The sequence below is a fragment of the Streptomyces sp. NPDC088785 genome, assembly GCF_044750685.1.
Taxonomy (GTDB): Bacteria; Actinomycetota; Actinomycetes; order Streptomycetales; family Streptomycetaceae; genus Streptomyces.
On sequence record NZ_JBIVKH010000018.1, the window covers coordinates 58,637 to 80,441 of the forward strand.

At 73.5% G+C, this 21,805-nt stretch carries 16 protein-coding genes; 10 read left to right on the forward strand and 6 right to left on the reverse strand.

Annotated features, from left to right (window positions below; translation table 11 throughout):
* From ACIP5K_RS32620 to adhE, 7 genes are all read left to right on the forward strand, one after another.
* Positions 1-1,083: an LLM class flavin-dependent oxidoreductase gene (locus tag ACIP5K_RS32620; protein ID WP_401415418.1), complete on the forward strand. Its 1,083-nt coding sequence runs from the start codon at positions 1-3 to the stop codon at positions 1,081-1,083.
* Positions 1,080-2,393, forward strand: coding sequence for an LLM class flavin-dependent oxidoreductase (locus tag ACIP5K_RS32625; RefSeq protein ID WP_401415419.1), 1,314 nt, complete (start codon positions 1,080-1,082; stop codon positions 2,391-2,393). Before ACIP5K_RS32620 ends, ACIP5K_RS32625 begins: the two co-directional genes overlap by 4 nt.
* Entirely contained in the window at positions 2,390-3,142 is a 753-nt protein-coding gene (locus ACIP5K_RS32630; RefSeq protein ID WP_401415421.1) for a DUF1684 domain-containing protein, read from the forward strand. The genes ACIP5K_RS32625 and ACIP5K_RS32630 overlap by 4 nt, the downstream gene beginning before the upstream one ends.
* 255 nt (positions 3,143-3,397) lie before the next feature.
* A complete protein-coding gene (locus ACIP5K_RS32635; protein WP_401415423.1) occupies positions 3,398-4,303 on the forward strand; it encodes a S1 family peptidase in 906 nt (301 codons plus the stop codon).
* 195 nt (positions 4,304-4,498) lie between these two features.
* On the forward strand, positions 4,499-5,290 hold the full coding sequence (locus tag ACIP5K_RS32640; RefSeq protein WP_401415425.1) for a slipin family protein: 792 nt from the start codon (positions 4,499-4,501) through the stop codon (positions 5,288-5,290).
* 520 nt (positions 5,291-5,810) lie between these two features.
* Positions 5,811-6,893 (forward strand): S1 family peptidase, encoded by a 1,083-nt coding sequence (locus ACIP5K_RS32645; protein ID WP_401415427.1) that lies wholly within the window; start codon positions 5,811-5,813, stop codon positions 6,891-6,893.
* Positions 6,894-7,160: 267 nt separating this feature from the next.
* Entirely contained in the window at positions 7,161-9,761 is a 2,601-nt protein-coding gene (gene adhE, locus ACIP5K_RS32650; RefSeq protein ID WP_401415573.1) for a bifunctional acetaldehyde-CoA/alcohol dehydrogenase, read from the forward strand.
* 81 nt (positions 9,762-9,842) lie between these two features.
* On the opposite strand, the gene ACIP5K_RS32655 is transcribed toward adhE, so the two are convergent.
* Together ACIP5K_RS32655 and ACIP5K_RS32660 are read right to left on the reverse strand one after the other, a co-directional pair.
* Positions 9,843-10,496 carry an acetate uptake transporter gene (locus ACIP5K_RS32655; protein WP_401415429.1) on the reverse strand — a complete coding sequence of 218 codons (654 nt, stop codon included), beginning with the start codon at positions 10,494-10,496 and terminating at the stop codon, positions 9,843-9,845.
* Positions 10,497-10,580: 84 nt separating this feature from the next.
* Positions 10,581-11,645 (reverse strand): DUF3533 domain-containing protein, encoded by a 1,065-nt coding sequence (locus ACIP5K_RS32660; protein WP_401415430.1) that lies wholly within the window; start codon positions 11,643-11,645, stop codon positions 10,581-10,583.
* A gap of 148 nt (positions 11,646-11,793) precedes the next feature.
* On the opposite strand from ACIP5K_RS32660, the gene ACIP5K_RS32665 reads away from it, so the two are divergent.
* A complete protein-coding gene (locus ACIP5K_RS32665) occupies positions 11,794-13,047 on the forward strand; it encodes an ROK family protein (protein ID WP_401415432.1) in 1,254 nt (417 codons plus the stop codon).
* 10 nt (positions 13,048-13,057) lie between these two features.
* Here ACIP5K_RS32665 and ACIP5K_RS32670 read toward each other — a convergent pair whose 3' ends face one another.
* Positions 13,058-14,164, reverse strand: coding sequence for a Gfo/Idh/MocA family protein (locus ACIP5K_RS32670; protein WP_401415434.1), 1,107 nt, complete (start codon positions 14,162-14,164; stop codon positions 13,058-13,060).
* 137 nt (positions 14,165-14,301) lie between these two features.
* On the opposite strand from ACIP5K_RS32670, the gene ACIP5K_RS32675 reads away from it, so the two are divergent.
* Positions 14,302-15,327, forward strand: coding sequence for a sugar phosphate isomerase/epimerase family protein (locus ACIP5K_RS32675; RefSeq protein WP_401415436.1), 1,026 nt, complete (start codon positions 14,302-14,304; stop codon positions 15,325-15,327).
* Here ACIP5K_RS32675 and ACIP5K_RS32680 read toward each other — a convergent pair.
* Entirely contained in the window at positions 15,314-16,327 is a 1,014-nt protein-coding gene (locus tag ACIP5K_RS32680; protein ID WP_401415438.1) for a DNA polymerase thumb domain-containing protein, read from the reverse strand. The two genes, ACIP5K_RS32675 and ACIP5K_RS32680, sit on opposite strands and share 14 nt — an antisense overlap.
* Positions 16,324-19,773, reverse strand: coding sequence for a DNA polymerase III subunit alpha (locus ACIP5K_RS32685; RefSeq protein WP_401415440.1), 3,450 nt, complete (start codon positions 19,771-19,773; stop codon positions 16,324-16,326). Before ACIP5K_RS32685 ends, ACIP5K_RS32680 begins: the two co-directional genes overlap by 4 nt.
* A 204-nt stretch (positions 19,774-19,977) precedes the next feature.
* Between ACIP5K_RS32685 and ACIP5K_RS32690 the strand changes: the two genes are divergently transcribed.
* Positions 19,978-20,442: a GNAT family N-acetyltransferase gene (locus tag ACIP5K_RS32690; RefSeq protein WP_401415442.1), complete on the forward strand. Its 465-nt coding sequence runs from the start codon at positions 19,978-19,980 to the stop codon at positions 20,440-20,442.
* A 165-nt stretch (positions 20,443-20,607) separates the two neighbouring features.
* Here the strand turns inward: ACIP5K_RS32690 and ACIP5K_RS32695 are convergent, their stop codons facing one another.
* Complete coding sequence (locus tag ACIP5K_RS32695) at positions 20,608-21,633, reverse strand: lytic polysaccharide monooxygenase (protein ID WP_401415444.1); 1,026 nt, start codon at positions 21,631-21,633, stop codon at positions 20,608-20,610.
* Positions 21,634-21,805 lie beyond the last annotated feature (172 nt).

Here is a 21,805-nt window from a genome sequence, read left to right on the forward strand (position 1 = left end):
ATGGCCAGCCATCCCGGCCGCGGGCCGCTCCATCTCTCCGCCGCCGTCGACCTCGCGGACACCTACGCCCCCGCGCCCTACCTGGAACTCGCCCGGCTCGCCGAGCACGGCGCCCTCGACTTCGTCACCCTGCACGACAGCTTCGGCGCGCCCGGCCCGGACGCGCTCGCCGTGCTCTCCGCGCTCGCCCCGCGGACCTCCCGGATCGGGCTCGTGCCCACCGTCACCACCACCCACACCGAGCCGTTCCACGTCCAGGCCGCCGTCGCCACCCTCGACTGGGTGAGCCGCGGGCGGGCCGGCTGGCGCCCCGACGTCTCGCCCGACGAGGACGAGGCCCGGCTCTTCGGCCGGCGGGCCGCGGTGCCCCCGCCCGCCGACCTGTGGCACGAGGCCGGCGAGGTCGTCGACGTGGCGGGCAGGCTCTGGGACAGCTGGGAGGACGACGCCGAGATCAGGGACGTCGCCACCGGCCGCTTCATCGACCGCGACAAGCTGCACCACGTCGACTTCGAAGGCCGGACGTTCTCCGTGCGCGGCCCGTCGATCGTGCCCCGGCCGCCGCAGGGCCGCCCCGTCGTCGTCGTGGACGCCACCCAGCCGTACGCGTACGACGTCGCCGCCCGGCACGCCGACGTCGCGCTCGTCGGCGTCTCCGACCCGGGCCACCTCGCCGCCGCCCGGAACGGCCTGCGCCGCCGGGCCGGCGAGCACGGCCGCGACCCCGACGACCTGCGGGTGCTCGCCGCGCTCCGCGTCGACCTCGTCGGCGGCGAGCACACGGCCCAGCCCGGCCACGGCGGCGGACCGCTGCCCACCGGCGAGGGCCCGCTGTACCGGGGCGGGCCCGTGGACCTGGCCGACCTGATCGCCGACTGGTACCGCTCGGGCGCCGCCGACGGCTTCCACCTCACCCCGCTCGACCCGCGCCGCGACCTCGAACGCCTCGTCAACGGCACCGTGCCGCTGCTCCAGCACCGCGGCCTGTTCCGCACCTTCTATCCGGGCAGCACCCTGCGCGAACACTTGGGGCTCGCCCGGCCCGCCAGCCAGTACGCAGCCGCCCCGGGGGTCCCCTCATGACCAGGCACGACAGCGGAACGGACGGCACACGGCAGATCCACCTCGCCGCGCACTTCCCCGGCGTCAACAACACCACCGTGTGGGCCGACCCCCGCTCGAAGTCCCAGATCGACTTCGCCTCCTTCGCCCACCTGGCCCGCACCGCCGAGCGCGGCCTCTTCGACTTCCTCTTCCTCGCCGAGGGGCTGCGGCTGCGCGAGCAGCGCGGTCGCATCCACGACCTGGACGTCGTCGGCCGCCCCGAGTCGATCACCGTCCTGGGCGCGCTCGCGGCGGTGACCGAGCGGCTGGGGCTCGCCGCCACGGTCAACGCCACCTTCAACGAACCGTTCGAGACCGCCCGCCGCTTCGCCACCCTCGACCACGTCAGCGGCGGCCGCGCCGCCTGGAACGTGGTCACCTCGTCCGACGCCTTCACCGGCGAGAACTTCCGCCGCGGCGGCTACCTCGACCGCGCCGACCGCTACACCCGGGCCGCCGAGTTCGTCGACGTGGCACGGGAGTTCTGGGACGCGGGCATCGACCACCCGGTCCGGCACCGGGGACGGCACTTCACCGTCGAGGGCGACTTCACCGTGCCCCGCCCGCCGCAGGGACACCCCGTCGTCATCCAGGCCGGGGACTCCGCCGAGGGCCGCGAGTTCGCCGCGGCCGCCGCCGACGTGATCTTCACCCGGCACGGCACCCTGGAGGCGGGGCAGGCCTTCTACGCCGACGTCAAGGCACGGCTCGCCGCGTACGGCCGGGAGCCCGACGACCTCAAGATCATGCCGGGGGTCACCGTCGTCCTCGGCGACACCGCCGCCGAGGCCCGGGAGGAGGCCGCCGAGATCCGGCGCCGCCAAATCTCCCCGCAGACCGCGATCCTCGCCCTGGAACAGGTGTGGGGCGTGGACCTCTCCTCCTACGACCCCGACGGCCCGCTGCCCGACATCGACCCGGTCCCCGACTCCGGCCTCTCGCAGGGCCGCACCCGGCGCGGCGACGTCCGCGAGACCGCGGAGCGGTGGCGGGCGCTCTCCCGGGCCAAGGGCCTGTCCATCCGGGAGACCGTGATCGAGGCGAGCGGCCGGCAGTCCTTCGTCGGCACGCCCGCCGCGGTCGCCGCCGAACTCGACGCGTTCGTACGGGGCCGCGCCGCCGACGGCTTCATCCTCGTCCCGCACCTGACCCCGGGCGGCCTCGACGCGTTCGTGGACCGGGTCGTGCCGCTGCTCCAGGAGCGCGGCGCCTTCCGCACGGAATACCGGGGCTCCACCCTGCGCTCCCATCTGGGACTGCGCACTCCCGAAAGGATCCTCACCGCATGACCGACGCCGCCGACGCCTGGAAGCAGTGGCACGAACAGCGGACCGCGTCCGTCGCCGCGCCCCACGGGCCCCTCTCGCTCACCGGCACCCACTGGCTCGACGACTATCCGGACGGCCGACTTCCGGCCATCCCCGGCGCGTGGCACGCGGACGGTGACGCCGTCGTGCGCACCCTCGACGGCGAGCGGACCCGGCTCGCCGCCGACGCCACCGTGACGCTCGGCGCGCGGCGGCTCGTGGTGATCCGGCGCGAAGGACTGTGGGGCGTACGGGACTTCGACCCGGACGCGCCCGCCCGCGCGGCCTTCCTCGCGGCGCCGGGCATCGACGCCACCCCGTACGACCCGCGCTGGACGGTCGAGGGCCGCTACACCCCGTATCCCGGCGGGGGCACGGACGTGCGCGTGGCGAACGCCGACGGCCGGGAGCGGGCGCTCGGGCTCGCGGGGGAGCTGACCTTCACGCTCGCCGGGCAGGAGCACACCTTGCAGGTGGCGCGGCAGGCGGACGGCCGGCTGTGGGCCGTGTTCGCCGACGCCACCAGCGGCCGCACCAGCTACCGGTTCCGCTTCCTGTACCCGCCGGCGCCCGACGCCGACGGCCGCACGACGGTGGACCTCAACCGGGCGACGCTGCCCCCGTGCGCCTTCGCCGACCACTTCCTGTGCCCCTTCCCGCCCCCGGGCAACACCCTCACCGTGGGCATCGAGGCGGGCGAGCGGAACCCGGCGGCGCCCAGGACCGTCTGACGGGTCGGACCGAGCCCCGGCGGGCGCCGTACCCACCGTACGAGCCGAGCCGCCGGGGCGCTCCGCCATGCCCGCGCGGCCGATGCGGAAGGCCGAAAGCCGCTCTTGTGCGCGGTAGTTGAGAGACCGAATACTCCCGAACAGCGCTTGTCAGGGTCACGGCGTGTCCGTTATCCGGACCACCACCGTCCCTGACCGCGCCTCACGGGCCCCGACCCCACGCGGGCCCCCGACTTCCCTCGGGAGGAACGACCAGTGAGGATCAAGCGCACCACCCCCCGTAAAGGCATGGCAAGACGGACCGGGCTGATCGCCGCGGGCACCGGACTGCTGGCCGTGGCGGCGTTCACCGTCCCCTCCGCGCAGGCCGCGGAATCCCCGACGTTCAGTGCGGCTCAGCTCACCCGTGCCAGCGACGCCGTCGAGGCCGCCGACATCGGCGGCACGGCGTGGACCGTCGACGCCAAGACCGGCAAGGTCGTCGTCACCGTCGACAGCACCGTGTCGCAGGCCGAGATCAACACGATCACGAAGCAGGCCGGCAGCAATGCGGGCGCGCTCCAGATCAAGCGGACGAACGGCACCTTCAAGAAGCTGATCGCCGGCGGCGACGCCATCTACGGCGGCAGCTACCGCTGCTCCCTGGGCTTCAACGTCCAGGACAACAGCGGCAATTACTACTTCCTGACCGCGGGCCACTGCGGTGAGGTCGCCTCCACCTGGTACGCGAACTCCGCGAAGACCACGGTGCTCGGTTCGAACGTGAGCTACAGCTTCCCCACCAACGACTACGCGCTGGTGAAGTACAGCAACAGCTCGATCGCCAAGTCCGGCACCGCCGGCAACACGGACATCAAGAGCGCGGCCACGCCGGGCGTGGGCGCCACGGTCTACCGTGACGGCTCGACCACCGGCATCCACAGCGGCAAGGTCACCGGGCTCAACGCCACCGTGAACTACGGCGGCGGCGACATCGTCTACGGCATGATCCAGACCAACGTCTGCGCCGAGGGCGGCGACTCCGGTGGCGCCCTCTACTCCACCAGCGGCGTGGCCTACGGTCTGACCTCCGGCGGCAGCGGCAACTGCTCGTCCGGCGGCACGACGTTCTTCCAGCCGGTCACCGAGGCGCTCAGCGTCTACGGCGTGCACGTGTTCTGACCGCACCACCCGCGTCACCCGCACCACCGGCACCGGCGGTAGATCCGTGCCGCACGGCAGCCATCAGTGGAGAGCCCCCGTCCGGCAGCGCACCGGGCGGGGGCTCTCCCGTACCGCCCCGCACGGGACTACCGTCGAAGGACGCGCCTGAACCACGTCTGTGACGCGCCCACTTCGGACCCTGGGGGCCGTGTGATGGTGGAGGAACTGGTGGCGGCCGCGGCGGCCGTCGTGGGGGCCGGGGCGGTGTACGCGATGGCCGCGGCCCGGGTGGTCAAGCAGTACGAACGCGGGGTGGTCTTCCGCCTCGGCAGGCTCACCACGTCGGTGCGCGGGCCCGGGCTCACGATGATCGTGCCCGGTGTGGACCGGCTCCGCCGGGTCAACATGCAGATCGTGACGATGCCGGTGCCCGCGCAGGACGGCATCACCCGGGACAACGTCACGGTGCGGGTGGACGCCGTCATCTACTTCAAGGTGGTCGACGCCGCCGAGGCCGTCGTGCAGGTCGAGGACTACCGGTTCGCCGTCTCGCAGATGGCGCAGACGTCCCTGCGCTCCATCATCGGCAAGAGCGATCTCGACGACCTGCTGTCCAACCGGGAACGGCTCAACCAGGGGCTGGAGCTGATGATCGACAGCCCGGCCATCGGGTGGGGCGTGCAGATCGACCGGGTGGAGATCAAGGACGTGTCGCTGCCCGAGACCATGAAGCGGTCGATGGCGCGGCAGGCCGAGGCGGACCGGGAGCGGCGGGCCCGGGTGATCAACGCCGATGCCGAGTTGCAGGCGTCGCGGAAGCTGGCCGAGGCCGCGCAGCAGATGGAGGACACTCCGGCCGCGCTGCAATTGCGGCTGCTCCAGACCGTGGTGGCGGTCGCCGCCGAGAAGAACTCGACGCTGGTGCTGCCGTTCCCGGTGGAGCTGCTGCGGTTCCTGGAGCGGGCCACGCCGCCGGCCCGGGGGGACGAGGGGGGTACGGCCTAGCTTCTGCCGGTGCCGGTGCCGGTGCCGGTGCCGGTGCAGGGTGGCGGTGGCGAGGTGGCTCGGCGTCGTGGTGTGGTGCCGGCTGGTGGTGGCGGGGTGGCTCGGCGTCGTGGTGTGGTGCCGGCTGGCGGGGGCCGGGCGCGCGGTTCCTCGCGCCCCTGGTGGGGGGCGCCCTTCATTGTTCTGTGGCCGTGCGCCGTGGCCGGGCGCGCGGTTCCTCATGCCCCTTGGGGCCCGTTCGGTCCGGGAGCGCAGGGGCGGATTCTGGACAGGACTAGTCCTCACCCTCCGCCCAACGGTGCGCGCGCGGAGTGTTTGCTTCGGTGACGGTGGGCGGGCGACCTCGGTGGGGGCGGGGCGTGGAACAGGGCGGGGGCGTACGCGGGTTGGCGGACGCGCGTCCTGAAGTCGACCTTGTGTGCCCCCTGTGACGCTCGGGATAGTGGGCCCGTCAGCCTCACGGAACCCGGTGCGTCCCCCACGACAGCCGGGCTCCCCACCCCCCACAGGAGGACGAGAGTTGAAGCACCGACGCATACCCAAGCGGCGCGTCGCCGTGGTCGGGGCGGGAATAACCGCCCTGGCCGCCGCGGGCATCACCTTCCAGACTGCGAACGCCAGTACGGACACGCCTGACCTGACGCCGCGGAACCTGTCCGTCGCGAAGGCCGGAAATCTCGCCTCGACGCTGCATCAGGACCTCGGCGCGGAGGCGGCCGGCAGCTACTACGACGCCCGGGCCAAGCACCTGATCGTCAACGTGCTGAACGCGGACGCGGCGCAGACCGTGCGGGCGGCCGGCGCGCAGGCCAGAATCGTGCGGAACTCGCTGGCCGAGCTGAGGGGCGCCCGGACCACGCTGAAGAGCGACGCCTCGATCCCGGGCACTTCCTGGGCCACGGACCCCGCGACCAACAAGGTCGTCGTCACCGCCGACCGCACGGTCAAGGGCGCCGACTGGCAGAAGCTGAACAAGGTCGTCGACGGGCTCGGCAAGAAGGCCGAACTCCAGCGCACCCAGGGGGAGTTCAAGCCCTTCGTGGCGGGCGGCGACGCCATCTCGGGCGGCGGCGGCCGCTGCTCCCTCGGCTTCAACGTGGTCAAGGGCGGCCAGCCGTACTTCATCACGGCGGGCCACTGCACCGAGGCGATCTCCACCTGGTCCGACTCCAGCGGCCAGCAGATCGGCACGAACGAGCAGTCCAGCTTCCCGGACAACGACTTCGGTCTGGTGAAGTACACCGCGGACGTCCCCCACCCCAGCGAGGTGAACCTCTACAACGGCTCCGCGCAGGCGATCACCGGAGCCGGTGATGCGACCGTCGGCCAGAAGGTGACCCGCTCGGGCTCCACCACCCAGGTCCACGACGGCACCGTGACGGGCCTCGACGCCACCGTGAACTACGGCAACGGCGACATCGTGAACGGCCTGATCCAGACCGACGTGTGCGCCGAGCCGGGCGACAGCGGCGGCTCGCTGTTCTCCGGCAGCACGGCGATCGGCCTCACCTCCGGCGGCAGCGGCGACTGCACCTCCGGCGGCGAGACGTTCTTCCAGCCGGTCACCGAAGCGCTCTCCACCTTCGGCGCGGAAATCGGCTGACCCTTTTCCCGGGGCACCCCGCACACGCGGGGTGCCCCTTTTCCGGGAAATTCTTGTGAAAGTTTTCACAAGCTCGCAAGGGACGTTGGACCTTCGCCATTCATGCAGGTGGGGGAGGGTATCGAGGGTGTCGCCGCCAACTCGTCGGGACCTTCGGCCTGCCATCCGAGGCCCTTTTCCGCCCGCCGGGCCGCGCGAAAAGGTGTGGAATCGAACTGTCGGAGAAAAGGCCGTGAAGAAGGAGATCCTGCCGTGGATGCCAAGGGGATGGTCGACGAACTGGTCACCGGCGCGCTGGAGGCGCTCGCCCGGTTCGAGACGTACGACCAGGAGCAGGTCGACCGCATCGTGCAGAAGGCGTCCCTCGCGGCGCTCAGCCACCACGGCGACCTGGCGAAGAGCGCCGTCGAGGAGACCGGGCGCGGCGTCTTCGAGGACAAGGCGGTCAAGAACCTCTTCGCGAGCGAACACGTCGTGAACTCGATGCGCGGCCTGAGGACCGCCGGTGTGATCTCCCGCGACGAGATCGACGGCATCACCGAGATCGCCGAACCGGTCGGCGTCATCTGCGCGATGACCCCGGTCACCAACCCCACCTCCACCACGGTCTTCAAGGCGCTGATCGCGCTCAAGACCCGTAACCCCATCGTCTTCGCCTTCCACCCCAGCGCCCAGAGGTCCTCGGCCGAGGCCGCCCGGATCGTGCGCGACGCCGCGATCGAGGCGGGCGCCCCCGAGCACTGCGTGCAGTGGATCGAGCAGCCGTCCATGGAGGCCACCGGCTTCCTGATGAACCACGAGGGCGTCTCCACCATCCTCGCCACCGGCGGCAACGCCATGGTCAGGGCCGCCTACTCGTGCGGCAAGCCGGCCCTCGGCGTCGGCGCGGGCAACGTGCCCGCCTACGTCGCCAAGGACGCCAGGCTGGGCCGCGCCATCCACGACATCGTCCTGTCCAAGGCCTTCGACAACGGCATGATCTGCGCCTCCGAGCAGGCCGTCGTCCTCGACCAGGAGATCTACGAGGACGGCATCGCCGAGCTGCGCCGGCTCCAGGCCCACGTCCTGACCGCCGCCGAGAAGACCAAGCTGGAGGAGTTCGTCTTCGGCGCGACCGCCTACGGCAGCGACTGCGCGGGCGCCAGGCTCAACGCCGCCGTCGTCGGCAAGCCGGCCACCTGGATCGCCGAGCAGGCCGGGTTCGAGGTCCCCGCCGACACCTCGGTCCTCGTCGCCGAATGCGCCGAGGTCGGCCCGGCCGAGCCCCTCACCCGCGAGAAGCTGTCCCCGATCCTCGCCGCGCTCAGGGCCCGCGACACCGAACACGGCCTCGAACTCGCCGCGCGGATGGTCGAGTTCAACGGCCTCGGCCACTCGGCCGCCATCCACACCGAGTCCGAGGAGCTGGCCGAGGAGTTCGGCCGGCGCGTCAAGGCGGTCCGCGTCATCGTCAACGCGCCCTCCACCTTCGGCGGCATCGGCGACGTCTACAACGCCTTCCTCCCGTCGCTGACCCTGGGCTGCGGCTCCTACGGCCACAACTCCGTCTCCAACAACGTCTCGGCGGTCAACCTCGTCAACATCAAGCGGATCGGGCGGCGCAACACCAACATGCAGTGGTACAAGATCCCGCCGAAGATCTACTTCGAGCGGAACGCCGTCAAGTACCTCGGCGAGATGGACGGCGTCAGCCGCGTCAGCCTCGTCACCGACCGGACGATGGACGCCATCGGCTTCGTCCGGAAGATCACCGACATCCTCCACGCCCGTCCCGAGCCCGTCACCGTCCAGGTCATCGACGACGTCGAGCCCAACCCGGAGCTGGCCACCGTGCGGGCCGGTGCCGCCGCCATGCGGGAGTTCCGGCCCGACACGATCATCGCGCTCGGCGGCGGCTCGCCGATGGACGCCGCGAAGATCATGTGGCTGATGTACGAGCACCCGGAGATCGAGTTCGCGGACACGAAGGAGAAGTTCTTCGACATCCGCAAGCGCGCCTACACGTTCCCGCGGCTCGGCGGGAAGGCCCGGCTCGTCGCGATCCCCACCACCTCCGGCACCGGCTCCGAGGTCACCCCCTTCGCCGTCATCTCCGACCCCGAGGCGGCCCAGAAGTACCCGCTCGCCGACTACGCCCTCACCCCGGACGTCGCGATCATCGACCCGATGCTCCCGATGGACCTCCCGCCGACCGTCACCGCCGACTCCGGCTTCGACGCGCTGACCCACGCCACCGAGGCGTACGTCTCCGTCTACGCCAACGACTTCACCGACGGCCAGTGCCTCCAGGCGATCAGGCTCATCTTCGAGAACCTGGAAGCCTGCGTGCGGGACGGCGCCCGGGCCCCCGAGGCGCGCGAGAAGATGCACAACGCGTCGACGATCGCGGGCATGGCCTTCGCCAACGCCTTCCTCGGCATGGTGCACGCCATGGCCCACACCCTCGGCAACACCTTCCACGTCGCCCACGGCCGCACCAACGCGCTGCTGCTGCCGCACGTCATCCGGCACAACGGCACGGTCTCGCACAAGGCGACCCCGTGGCCCAAGGCCGAGACCTACCGGGCGCCCGAGCGGTTCCAGGACCTCGCGAAGATGCTGGGCCTGCCCGCCGCGACCCCGCAGGAGGGCGTCGAGTCCTACGCCAGGGCCGTCGAGGACCTGCGCGAGCGGTGCGGGATCCCCGCCTCGTTCGCCGCCGAGGGCGTCGACGAGAGCGCCTTCCTGGAGGCGCTGCCCCAGCAGGCCATGAACGCCTACGCCGACCAGTGCGCGCCCGCCAACCCGCGGATGCCGATGATCGACGACATGCGACAGCTCATGCGGCAGGCGTACTACGGCAACCGGGAGGGCACGCCCACCGCGTGACCGGCCGCCCGCGAGGACGCGCGCCCCGCCACCGTTCGCACGACGGTGGCGGGGCGCGCCCGTCCCGCACGCGGACGCGCGTCAGGACTCGGCCAGCTCCGGCGGCGTCAGGAAACGGCCCATCGGCAGCACCGGCCGCCCCCACGTCGAGGCCATCACCTGGCCCGCGAGCAGATACAGCGCCCCGGCCGTGGCCCCCAGGCCGAACCAGCCCGCGACCCGGTTCCAGCCGACGAGACCCGTGAAGCCGTTGCAGGTCATCGCGATGAACACGACCAGCACACAGCTGAAGGTGAGCAGCAGGACCAGGTGGATGCGCCAGCTCGCCAGCCACAGCACGAACACCACGAACACCCAGGGGAGCGTGAACAGGCCCATCGCGTCGCCCCGCAGGGACGGATCGAGGGACGGCACGATCCACTGGAGCATCAGCGCCTTCGCCATCCAGAACAGACCGAAGCCGCCGAACACGGTGGCGTGCCAGGTGTCGCCCCGCTGGGCCTGGAAGAGGCCGGCGAGCAGCTGGGCCAGACCGCCGATGAAGAAGCCGACCGTGGGCACGTCGGCCGCCGCGAGCCGCTCGGGGAAGATGCCCGCGTCGATACCGGTGGCGATCATCGTGACGACGATGAACCCGGTCAGGCCGAGCGGGCCGAGCTGGGCCTGCGCCGTCGGCTCCATCCGTTTGACGGAGCTGGCCTGGGCGGCCGGGCCGGAGCGGTGGGGGAGGTTCAACGGGGACGCCCTCTCGTCTGCCGGGCAGCCGCCGGGGGGCGGGTGCGGGTCGTGGTGGGGTGTGCGCGCGGTCGACCGCGCCCCTTACGGGGCTGCACTCGGCCCGAGCGGCTGCCGCTGGAGCCGCTCCCGGCCGAGCCTCTTCTCGCGCAGGCCCGACACGAGCATCGTCACCGCGACGCCCACCACCGCCCACGCCGACAGCACCAGGAGCGACCGGGTCAGGTCGTTGCCGTGGAAGTACGCGATCGAGCGGGCCGACCAGGTGCCCGCGCCCGGCGGCAGCCAGGGGCCGATCGCCTTCCAGAACGGGGGCAGCATCGGCAGCGGGAAGGCGCCGCCCGCGCTCGGGTTGCCCGCCACCACGATCAGCAGGACGGCCAGGCCGATGCCGACGATGCCGGTCAGCTCCTCCAGGGCCAGGGTGATCGCGCCGACCGCGAAGGTGACGAGCGCGCCGAGCCCGGCCAGCCCCCAGAAGGAGCCGGGCAGCGCCCCCAGGACGGCGTCGCCGATGATGAGCGAGCCGCCGATGCCGCCCGCGATCGCCACCAGCGCCATCGTGCCGAGCCGGATCAGCGCGCGCGGCGGGCTGGTCGGCTTGGACCCGGCGCTGATCGACATGATCGAGGCGCACAGATAGCCGCCGACGCACCAGCCGACGATCAGGTAGAACGCCGAGAGGCCGTCGAAGTCCTTGGGCGAGGCCGGGGCGACGTCGACCGGGCGCACCGTGCGCTGCTGGGTGGCGTCGATCTCCCCGGCCAGGTTCTCCAGGGCGCTGGCCAGGACGGTGCCGCCGCCGGACGCCACGAGCAGGGTGTCCGTGGTGCCGCGCGGGTCCAGGACCAGCGCGCCGTCGATCTTGCGGTCCAGGATCTGCCGCTTCGCCGTCGCCGCGTCGGCGACGACGCGCGGGTCGAGCGGCGAGCCCGGCAGCTTCGCCAGCTGCTGCTCGGTCCGCTCGGCCACGGCCGCCGTCGGACCGACGACCCCGAACGGCACGTCCTTCGGCTTCGGGCTGTGCAGCGCTCCCACGTAGGAGGCGATGAAGAGGAGTTGGAGCGCGAGCACACCGATGACGAGCAGCACGGCCCGGGGGGTGACGGCGTCCTTGAACTCTCGGGCGAATCCATCGGCGAATCTCATGTCACCACCGTCCGGCGGGGCACCGCCGCGTGCAGTCGGGGTGGACCGAACGAGTGGCCCCGGGGCGGCCGCGCCGTCCGCCCGGCCCTGCCCGCGGGTCCGGACACGCCCTAAGCTCGTCCTCCCGACCCCATGGAGACTGCGCCGTATGACCGAACAGACCCAGACGCTGTCGCTGGTCCTGAGAACCATCAGGAGCGGCCTGGCGGTGACCCGGCCGGAGTTGAGCCGGCACACCGGCCTGGGCCGGACGATCATCCAGCAGCGGGTCGACCACGCGCTCAGGGCCGGGCTGCTCCACGAGGGCGAGCCCGCGCCGTCGACGGGTGGCAGGCCGTCACGGATCCTGCGGATCGCCGCCGGGCGCGGCGCCGTCCTCGGGGTGGTCTTCGGCGCCACGCACCTGCACCTCGCCGTGACCGACCTGGACGGTACGCAGCTGGCCGACCGGCGCCAGCCCTGGGACGTGGCGGCGGGCCCCGAGGCGTCGCTGGCCGCGCTGTTCGAGGCCGCCGCCGCCCTGCTCGGCGGAGAGCTGGCCGACCGGCTGTGGGGCGTGTGCGTGGGCGTGCCGGGCCCCGTCGACTTCGCCCGGGGCACCCCCGTCCACCCGCCCATCATGGAGGGCTGGCACGGCTTCCCGCTGCGCGAGCGCCTGGAGGCCCACTTCGCCGTCCCCGCCTGGGTCGACAACGACGCCAACGTGATGGCGCTGGGCGCCTGGAGCCGGGACCGGGTCGCGGCCGGCGACAACGTCCTGCTCGTCAAGGCCGGCACCGGCATCGGCCTCGGCCTCATCTCACGGGGCCGGCTGCACCGCGGCGCCCGGGGCGCGGCCGGCGACCTGGGCCACACCATCGTCGCGGCCGAGTCCCGCCACCGCTGCCGGTGCGGGAAGTACGGCTGCCTGGAGGCGCTCGCCGGCGGCTGGGCGCTCGCGCGGGACGCCCGCGCCGCGGCCCTCGCCGGACGCAGCGCCTTCCTCCAGGAGCGGCTCGACCGGCTGACCGTCACCGAGGTGCTGGACGGCTGCGCGCACGGCGACCCGGTGAGCATCGAACTGGTCACCCGGGCCGGCGAGCTCGTCGGCTCCCAACTGGCGCTGCTGGTCAGTGTGTTCAACCCGTCGACCGTGTACCTGGCGGGCACGCTGGCGCAGGCCGGCGCCGTGTTCCGGGAGCCGGTCGTCGACCAGGTCACCCGCGGCGCCCTGCCGCTGGCCACCGACGAGCTGGTCATCACCGAGGCCGATCCGGACCGGGCCGAAGGGGTCGGCGCGGCCCAGCTCGCCATCGAGGAGCTGCTGCACCCCGACATGCTCGGCGAATGGCTGCGCCACGGCAGCCCGCGCGACGCCCACGCCCGCGACCGGGCGGGCGCCGAACCGCTCTACCTCTCCTGAGCGGCCCCGGTCAGCCGGGCCGCCGGGTCTCCTTCACGTCCACCCAGCCGCCGTCCTGCGCGGACGCCACGACGGCCTCGGCGAGGTGCGCGGCGCGGACCCCGTCCGCGAAGGTCGGCATCCCCTCGACCTGCGTACCGCGCACGGCGGCGTGGGCGTCGGCGACGAAGTCGGCGAAGCACTCGTAGTAGCCCTGGGGGTGACCGGCGGGCAGCGCCGCCGAACGGCCCACCGGCGACGCGGCACGCCCCGGGTCGCGCACGACCACCCGCGCGCCGTCGCGGTCGCCGATCCACAGCGACTCGGGGGTCTCCTGGTGGAAGGCGAAGCTGGCGTCCGGCCCGTCGAAGGAGAACGACAGGGCGTTCTTGTAGCCCGCGGACGCCTGGCTGACGACGACCGAGCCGACGGCGCCGGAGTCGGTGCGCAGCTGCACGACCGCGCCGTCCTCCGTCGCGACGGGCCGCGGGGTGCCGTCGGCGGCCGGGCGGCTCGCGGCGGTCCGCGCGAAGGTGGCCGACACCTGGGTGATGCGCTGGCCGGTGACGAACTCCGCGAGGTCGCACCAGTGCACGCCGATGTCGCCGAAGGCACGGGTGGCGCCGCCGTCGGCGGGGTCGACGCGCCAGTTGCCCGTGTCCGGGTCGGCGAGCCAGTCCTGGAGGTAGCTGCCGTGCAGCAGCCACGGCGGCCGCTGCCCCGGCCGGGCCAGCCGCAGCCGGGCCTCGCGCACCGCCGCGTAGTAGCGGTACACGAACGGCACGGCGGTCACCACACCGCGCTCCGCAGCCCGCTCGTGCAGCTCCCGGGCCGTCGCGGCATCCGTGGCCAGCGGCTTCTCGCAGACCACGGCGACACCCGCGTCGAGCGCGGCGCGGCTGAACCGGGCGTGCGAGGCGTTGGGCGTGCACACGTGCACGACGTCGACCCCGGCGCGCAGCACGTCCGCCACCGAGTCGAAACCGCGCCCGGCGCCGAACCGCTCGGCCGCGTCGCGCCCCTTGCGCGGGGTCGACCCGACGATCCCCACCACGTCGGCGCCCGCCGCGCGCGCGGACCGGGTGTGCACCGCCCCCATGAAACCCGTCCCGATCACCGCGACACGGAGTTGACTCATGATGCCCTCGTCTTCCTGTCCCCAGGGGGCTTCAGCAAAGCCTCACGTGAACAAAAGGTACGGCCCGGGAGAGACCCTTGGCCCATAGTTTTGTTCAAACTAAGCTAAAGTCGCGAACGGAGCCAAGGAGGCACGGCATGACCCAGCACCCGCGACCGGCCCGCCGACCGGTCACGCTGTTCACCGGACAATGGGCCGACATGCCCTTCGAGGAGGTCGCCCGGCTGGCGAGCGGATGGGGGTACGACGGACTGGAGATCGCCGCGTCCGGCGACCACCTGGACCTGGCCCGCGCCGAGGAGGACCCGGACTACCTCCCGGCCAAGCGGGCCGTCCTCGACCGCTACGGACTGAAGGTCTGGGCGATCTCCCACCACCTGGGCGGCCAGGCCGTCTGCGACGACCCCATCGACTTCCGCCACCGGGCGATCCTGCGCCCCTCGGTGTGGGGCGACGGCGACGAGGAGGGCGTGCGGCAGCGCGCCGCCGAGGACATGAAGCGCGCCGCCCGCGTGGCCCGCAGGCTCGGCGCCGACACCGTCGTCGGTTTCACCGGATCGAAGATCTGGAAATACGTGGCCATGTTCCCGCCGGTCCCGCAGTCCGTCATCGACGACGGCTACGAGGACTTCGCCCGGCGCTGGAACCCGATCCTGGACGTCTTCGACGCCGAGGGCGTGCGCTTCGCCCACGAGGTCCACCCCTCCGAGATCGCCTACGACCACTGGACCAGCGTGCGGACCCTGGAGGCCATCGGCCGGCGGCCCGCCTTCGGGTTCAACTGGGACCCCTCGCACATGCTCTGGCAGGGCGTCGACACGGTCGGCTTCATCACCGACTTCGCCGACCGCATCTACCACGTCGACTGCAAGGACACCCGGGTGCGCCCGCAGACCGGCCGGTCCGGCGTCCTCGGCTCCCACCTGCCCTGGGGCGACCCGCGCCGCCGCTGGGACTTCGTCTCCGTCGGCCACGGCGACGTGCCCTGGGAGGACGCCTTCCGCGCGCTCGCCGCGATCGGCTACGACGGGCCGATCTCCGTCGAGTGGGAGGACGCCGGCATGGACCGGCTGCACGGCGCCGCCGAGGCCGTCGGACGGATCAAGGACGCGCTGTGGCCGCTGCCCGGGGCGTCCTTCGACGCCGCGTTCAGCAACCAGTGACCGACGCCGGCCCCGGCCCGGCCCCCGCGAGCGTGCCCGGCCGCACCGCGCCGGGACCGAAGCGGCGGCGGGCCCGGTCGGCGGCGGCCTCCACGGCGCGGGCCCGGTCGGCCCCCGGGTCGAGCGAGAGCTGAAGGTGCGCCGTGTCCGCCGGACGCAGGCCGTCGGCGCGGACGCTGAAGGCGCGGACCCGCGCGCGTTGCAGCCCGAGACCGGCCAGCAGCGCGAGCGCGGTGCCGGCCAGGGCCGGCGAGTGCCCGGTGGACTCCGGCAGGGCGCGGGTGCGCGTGGTGGAGCTGCGGTCCGCGTACCGCACGGTGAGGGTGAGACGCCCCGCGACCCGGTCCTGGGCCCGCAGCAGCTGGCCGAGCCGGTCGGCGAGACCCAGGACGGCGCGGTGCTGCCCGGCCGGGTCGAGGCAGTCCCGGTCGAGGACGTGATCGGCGCTCAGGTGCTCGGCGGGCTCGGCCGGGACGACCGGCCGCGGGTCGTGGCCGCGGGCGCGTTCGGCCAGCAGCCGTGCCTGCGCGCTCCCGAGGAGCCGTTGCAGGGTCGCGGGCGGCAGGTCCGCGATCTGGCCGATGGTGTGCAGGCCGTACTTGCCGAGGGTCGCCGCCGTGCCGCGGCCGACGCCCGGCAGGGCGGCGAGCGGCCGCGGAGCGAGCCACTGGGCGGCCCGCTCTGCGGGCACCCAGGTGGTGGCCGCCGGCGCCGAGGCGTCCGCCGCCATGGCCGCCAGCATGCGGTTGCCCGCGAGCCCGGCGCTGCTGTCGATGCCGTAGAGGGCCGTCAGGCGCATCTTCACCATGTGCACGGCCTCGTACGGGGACAGGTCGAAGTAGCGCAGCGCCGACGTCAGGTCCAGCTGCACGGCGTCCGGCGGGACGGCCTGCACGTGCGGCGTGATGTCAGACATCAGTTCGATTATATGGGCGTACTGCTCCTCGCTCAGCCGGGCGTGCAGGTGCAGATGGGCGATGTGCCGCCGTCGTGGGGTCATCCCGCGCTCCCCGCACTGCGGTGGCCGAACCTCTTCAGGTCCGCCGACCGGCTGCCCGCGGGCTGAAGATCGGCGTACGGATGCAGCCGGGCGCCCGTGGTGCCGTTGGCGAGGGTGCGCCCCGGCTGGGCGGGCGTCGGCTGCGGGCCGCTCGCGCCGAGCAGGGCGAGCGCCGCCTCGGGGCCGTTGTCCCGGCGGGCCGCGGCGATCTCGTCCAGGTCCCAGGCCATGCTGCCGACCACGGTGCGCCGGGTGCCGCGCACCTGCACCGTGCCGCGCACCAGGAGCAGCCCGCTGTGGAAGACGGTGTGCGCGCAGGCCGGGTGGGAGTCCTCGAAGAACGCCAGGTCGACCAGGCCCGAGCCGTCCTCCAGGGTGACGAAGATGATCCGCCGGCCGCTGGCGATCGGCGGCGTCTGGGTGGAGGCCCGGACCCCGGCGACGAGCACCCGCTGCCCCGCGCGCAGCCCCGCCAGATGGGCCGAGTCGGTCGCGCCGACCTCGCGCAGCAGCCGGTGGTGATGCTCCATCAGGTGCTTGGAGACGTCGAGGCCGAGGGTGTTCAGCTCGGCGCTCATGGTCTCCCGGGAGGTCGGCTCCGGCAGCCCGCTGGGGCCCTGGCCGCCCACCGCGCCGGTGTCGAAGGGCAGCTGGCCCTCGCCCGCGGACCGGGTGCGGGACTGCCGGTGGAGTTCGGTGATCTGGAGCAGCAGGTCGCGGCGGGTCGACCGCCCGTCGTGCAGGGGGGCCAGGGCGCCGATCTCGGCGAGCCGCTCGGCGGTCGGCCGGCTGGGGCGGGCCCGCTGCCAGAAGTCGGACAGCGAGCCGTAGGGCTGCCCCTCCTCGATCCGCGCGGCCTCCTCCTCGCCGATGCCGCGCACCTCGGACAGCGCGAGCCGCACCCCCCACCGGTCCCCGTCGCTCTTCTCGACGACGTGCCGCACCCGGGACCGGTTGATGTCGACCGGCAGCACCGGCACACCGCCCCGCCGCGCGTCGGCGACCAGGACCCGCTTGGGCCACATGCCGGGATCGTGTTCGAGCAGCCCCGCCAGCAGGAAGGCGGGGAAGTGCGCCTTGAGCCAGGCGCTCTGGAGGGCCGGCACGGCGAACGCGACCGCGTGCGCCCGGCAGAAGCCGTAGGCCCCGAACGCCTCGACGGTCCTCCAGACCTCCTCGCGGACCGGGTCGTCGTAGCCGCGCGCCCGCGCCTCGCGGTGGAACCAGTCCCGGACGCGGGGCAGCCGCGCCCTGTCGCCGAGCGCGCGCCGGGCGGTCTCCGCCATGGCGCGGTCGCAGCCCGTCAGCACCGACAGGGTCTCGATGATCTGCTCGTGCCAGATGGTCACGCCGTAGGTGTCCGCGAGGACGGGCTCCAGGTCCGGGTGGGCGTACACGGGGGCGCCGCCGTGCCGGGCCGCGATGTACCGCTCGGGCATCCCGCCGGCGACCGGGCCGGGCCGGAAGAGGCTGATGTCGGCGATGACGTCCTGCGGATCACGCGGCTGGAGCCGCGACAGCAGGTCCTGCTGGCCGGGGGACTCCAGCTGGAACAGGCCCAGGGTGCGGCTCTCCTGGATCAGCTTGAACGCGAACACGTCGTCGAGCGGCACCTGGTCCTGGTCGTCCAGGTCGACGCGGTCGCCGGTGGTCCGCTCGATCTCCGCGACGGCGTGGGCCATCGCGGACTGCATCCGCACGCCCAGGACGTCCAGCTTGATGTTGCCCAGCGCCTCGATCTCCTCCTTGGCCGCCATCGCCATCGGGTAGTCGCCCTGCGGCGTCGGCTGCACCGGCAGCCGGTCCAGGAGGGTCGCGTCGCTGATGACCACGCCGCAGGGGTGCATGGCCATGCCGTGGACCAGGGAGTCGAGCCCCTCGGCCAGTTCCCACAGCGGCCCGTACCGGTGCGCCCGGGCCGCGAGCCCGCGCAGTTCCGGCAGTTCGGCGAGCGCGCCGCCGATGTCGGACGCGCGCAGGTGCGGGAAGCTCTTGGCGATCTCGTCGACCTCCGCCGGTTCGATGCCCAGGGCGAGCCCGGCGTCGCGCAGCGCCCGGCGCGCCCGGTAGGTCTCCGGCATCGCGGTGACCGCCACGCGCTCCTTCCCGAACCGCTCGAAGATCACGTCGTAGCACTCCAGGCGCCGCGCGGACTCGACGTCGAGGTCGATGTCCGGCAGCGAGGCCCGCCGCACGCTCAGGAAGCGTTCGAACAGCAGCCGGTGCTCCAGGGGGTTCGCCGTGGCGATGTCCAGGGTGTGACAGACCAGGGACCCCGCGCCCGAGCCGCGCGCGGCGACCCGGATCCCCTTCGCGCGGATGTCGGTCACGACCTGCCCGATGGCGAGGAAGTACGCGTCGTAGCCCAGCTCGGCGATGACGGCGAGCTCCTCGTCCAGGCGCCGCACGGCGGCCGGGTCGTGCGCCAGGCCGCGCCGGGCCAGACCGGCCTCGGCGTGCTCGCGCAGCAGCCGGGCCGCGCCGCCGGAGCGGGGCGGGGCGCCGAACAGTTCGGGTTCCGGGAGCCGGTGGGTGCCCAGGCCGAGGTCGGCCACGGGGTCCACGGCGCAGGCGGCCGCCGTGGCGGCGGTGTCCGCCAGCAGCCGCCGGGCCCGCCGCGGCCCGGCTCCCGCGCACTCGGCGATCATGCGGGCGACGTCCGCCATGGCGGCCTCGTCCTTGAGCCAGCGCTGCCCGCTGTCCAGGCGGCGCCGGTCGATGGGGCGCAGCAGCCGCGCGGCGTCCAGGACGTCGGCGACGCGGTGCTGGCCGGGGTCGGCGTAGCGCACCGCGTTGGTGAGGACGGCGGTGGTGCCGGTGCGGTCGGCCAGGGTCAGGGTGCGGGCGGCCAGGCGCAGGGAGCCCGCCCCCGTGCTGAAACGTTTCTGCGCGACCGTTTCGAGCCGCACGCCCGCCCCGAAGATCTCCTGCCACGGGACCAGCAGCTTCCGCGCGACGTCCTCCCGGCCCGCGGCCAGCGCCCGGACCGGCTCGGAGAGCGGGCCGAGCAGCACCGTCAGGCCGGGACCGCCGTGCTCGCGCAGCGCGTCCCACGGCACGACGGGGGCCGGGGCCGTGGGGTGGGCGTGGGCCGCCGAGGTGATCCGGCACAGCCGGGCCCAGCCGGCCCGGTCCTGCGCCAGCAGGACGACCCGCAGCGGCGGCTCGGTCACGTGCGCCCCGCCGCGGGCCGGTGTGCGGGGGCGCCGGGCGGGCGGCGCGGGCGCGACGGGCTCCACGGCGAGGTCGATCCCGAAGACCGGCCGGATCCCCTGGGCGGCGCACGCCCTGGCGAATCGAACAGTGCCGGTGACCGTGTCCCGGTCCGTCAGCGCCAGCACCGACAGGCCGCGCTCGGCCGCCCGGCGTGCCAGGTCCTCGGGGTGGGAGGCGCCGTAGCGCATCGAATAGCCGGAGGCGACATGCAGATGAGCAAAGCCTGTCATGCCACACCTCTCTCGCCTTGCCCCCTTTGCCGCTTCTGTCCGACACGTCAATCGTACTCGCGTTCGATAACAAGAGTCACTCTAGCTCAGGAGTCGAACATGTGATCGCATCCGAGGTGGGGGTGGAGGAGAGGCGGGCTCCCGGCCCGGGGCCTTCGAGGGTGCGGATCGAAGCCCCGTCCCCGCCCCGAGTAAGGTCCTCGCATGGCGAGCGACCTGCGACTTTGTGAGATCACCCCCGAAAACCTGGACGCCGCCCTCGGCGTGCGGGTGCGGGCGGACCAGGAGCATCGGGTGGCCCCGGTGGTGAAGTCTCTGGCCGAGGCGTACGTGCATCCCGGAGTGGCCTGGCCCCGGCTGATCGTCGACGGGGACCGGACGGTCGGGTTCCTGATGGCCTTCTTCGACATCGACTGGACCGGCGACGGCACCGACCACCGCTCCGGGCTGTGGCGGCTGAACATCGCGGAGGGCGAGCAGGGCCGGGGCTACGGCCGCTTCGCCGTGCGGGCCGTGGCCGACGAACTGCGCCGCCGCGGCCGCACCCGCTTCCATGTCACCTGGCACCCCGGCCCGACCGGCCCCGAGGGGTTCTACCTCGGCCTCGGCTTCCGGCCGACGGGGGAGACCAGCGGCACCGACGCGGTCGGGGAACTCGTCCTGACGTGACGGGCCGATCCGGGGTGCGGGCCGTGCGGGCCTGCCCGGCGAAGGGGCGGCACGGATGACGGTACGCCGACGCCCCGGCGGGCTGCTCGGCCTGCCGGGGCGTGCGGGGAAGAAGGGGGAGAGGGGGGAGAGGGGGGAACGGGGGGAAGAGGGGGGTGCGTCGGGTCAGCGGCCGTGCCGGGCGCCGCCCGCCACCGCGCGCCGCCGCACCGAGGCGAACAGGCCCGCCGCGCCGATCGTCAGGGCCGCGGCGCCACCGATCGCGAGGTAGGAGGTGGAGGCGTCGCCCCCGGTCTCCGCGAGGCGCTCGGAACTGCCGTCCGTGGACGGGGTGTTGCCGCCGGTCGAGGCCGCCGCCGCGGCCTCCGTCGACGGCGACGTCGACGGCGACGCGTGGTCCTCGTGCGCGGTGGCCGGGGCGCCGCCCTCGTCGCCGCCCCCCATGTCCATGCCGCTGTGGTCCACCGTCGACTTGTCGGCGTCCTTCGCGATCTGCGCGTCGGAGGGGGCGGAGGCCGCCGGCGCCGCGGCGGATCCGGCCGCCGCTCCGCCGCTGCCGCCGTACGTCACGTCCGAGCAGGAGTAGAACGCCTCCGGGCTGTCCGAACGCTGCCAGACGCCGTAGACCAGCTGGCGGCCCGTGCGCTCGGGCAGCGTCCCGGAGAAGGTGTAGTAGCCGCCCTCGGCCGTCGGGTCCGTCTTCGTCGCCACCGGGTGGTCCAGGTCCAGGTCGGACCAGGCCAGCGGCTTCGACGCGTCGTAACCCTGCTTCGTCACATAGAGGTTGAAGGTGCCCTTGTGCTGGGCGGTCACCTTGTACCTGAAGGTGTACGCGCCCGCCGAGACCTTCGTCGCCGGCCAGTCGTCCCGCGCCAGGTCCAGGCCCTTGAACTCCTCGGAGCCCGCCGAGCACAGCTCGCCGTCCGGGATCCGCGCCTGGTGCTGCCCGTTCGCGTCGCCGACCCGGATGCCGTTCCAGTCGTAGAGGGCCTGCGGGCCGCCCGCCGCGACCGCCGCCCTGCACGCCGCGGAGGTGGGGCTCTCGGCGCCCTCCGCGTAACAGGCCGCGACCCGGCTGACCGGGTCGCCGAGCGTGCCGTGCGCGGCGGCGGGCGTCGCCGAGAAGGCGGCCAGGGCGGTGGCGCCCGAGGCGACGGCGGTGAGCGCGGTCAGCGTGCGGCGGGTGGGCATGGGGGCTCCTCGGTCTCGTCCGACGTGGGGGTGTGCCAAGGAAGTTAGCCCGCGGAACCCGCCCGTCCGGGCCGTCCGGCGGCCCCGGGACGATCTTTATGGCGCCGTTAAGGCCCGGCTCAGCCGGGGATCAGGAAGCCCGCCGCACCCGCGCCGGGAACCCGCTGGTGCG

Bases quoted from the DNA above. Each gene is read 5' to 3' on its own strand.
- ACIP5K_RS32620 (WP_401415418.1), top strand. From the start codon at position 1: ATGGCCAGCCATCCCGGCCGCGGGCCGCTCCATCTCTCCGCCGCCGTC.
- ACIP5K_RS32625 (WP_401415419.1), top strand. From the start codon at position 1,080: ATGACCAGGCACGACAGCGGAACGGACGGCACACGGCAGATCCACCTC.
- ACIP5K_RS32630 (WP_401415421.1), top strand. From the start codon at position 2,390: ATGACCGACGCCGCCGACGCCTGGAAGCAGTGGCACGAACAGCGGACC.
- ACIP5K_RS32640 (WP_401415425.1), top strand. From the start codon at position 4,499: ATGGTGGAGGAACTGGTGGCGGCCGCGGCGGCCGTCGTGGGGGCCGGG.
- adhE (WP_401415573.1), top strand. From the start codon at position 7,161: ATGGTCGACGAACTGGTCACCGGCGCGCTGGAGGCGCTCGCCCGGTTC.
- ACIP5K_RS32660 (WP_401415430.1), bottom strand. From the start codon at position 11,645: ATGAGATTCGCCGATGGATTCGCCCGAGAGTTCAAGGACGCCGTCACC.
- ACIP5K_RS32665 (WP_401415432.1), top strand. From the start codon at position 11,794: ATGACCGAACAGACCCAGACGCTGTCGCTGGTCCTGAGAACCATCAGG.
- ACIP5K_RS32670 (WP_401415434.1), bottom strand. From the start codon at position 14,164: ATGAGTCAACTCCGTGTCGCGGTGATCGGGACGGGTTTCATGGGGGCG.
- ACIP5K_RS32675 (WP_401415436.1), top strand. From the start codon at position 14,302: ATGACCCAGCACCCGCGACCGGCCCGCCGACCGGTCACGCTGTTCACC.
- ACIP5K_RS32680 (WP_401415438.1), bottom strand. From the start codon at position 16,327: ATGACCCCACGACGGCGGCACATCGCCCATCTGCACCTGCACGCCCGG.
- ACIP5K_RS32685 (WP_401415440.1), bottom strand. From the start codon at position 19,773: ATGACAGGCTTTGCTCATCTGCATGTCGCCTCCGGCTATTCGATGCGC.
- ACIP5K_RS32690 (WP_401415442.1), top strand. From the start codon at position 19,978: ATGGCGAGCGACCTGCGACTTTGTGAGATCACCCCCGAAAACCTGGAC.
- ACIP5K_RS32695 (WP_401415444.1), bottom strand. From the start codon at position 21,633: ATGCCCACCCGCCGCACGCTGACCGCGCTCACCGCCGTCGCCTCGGGC.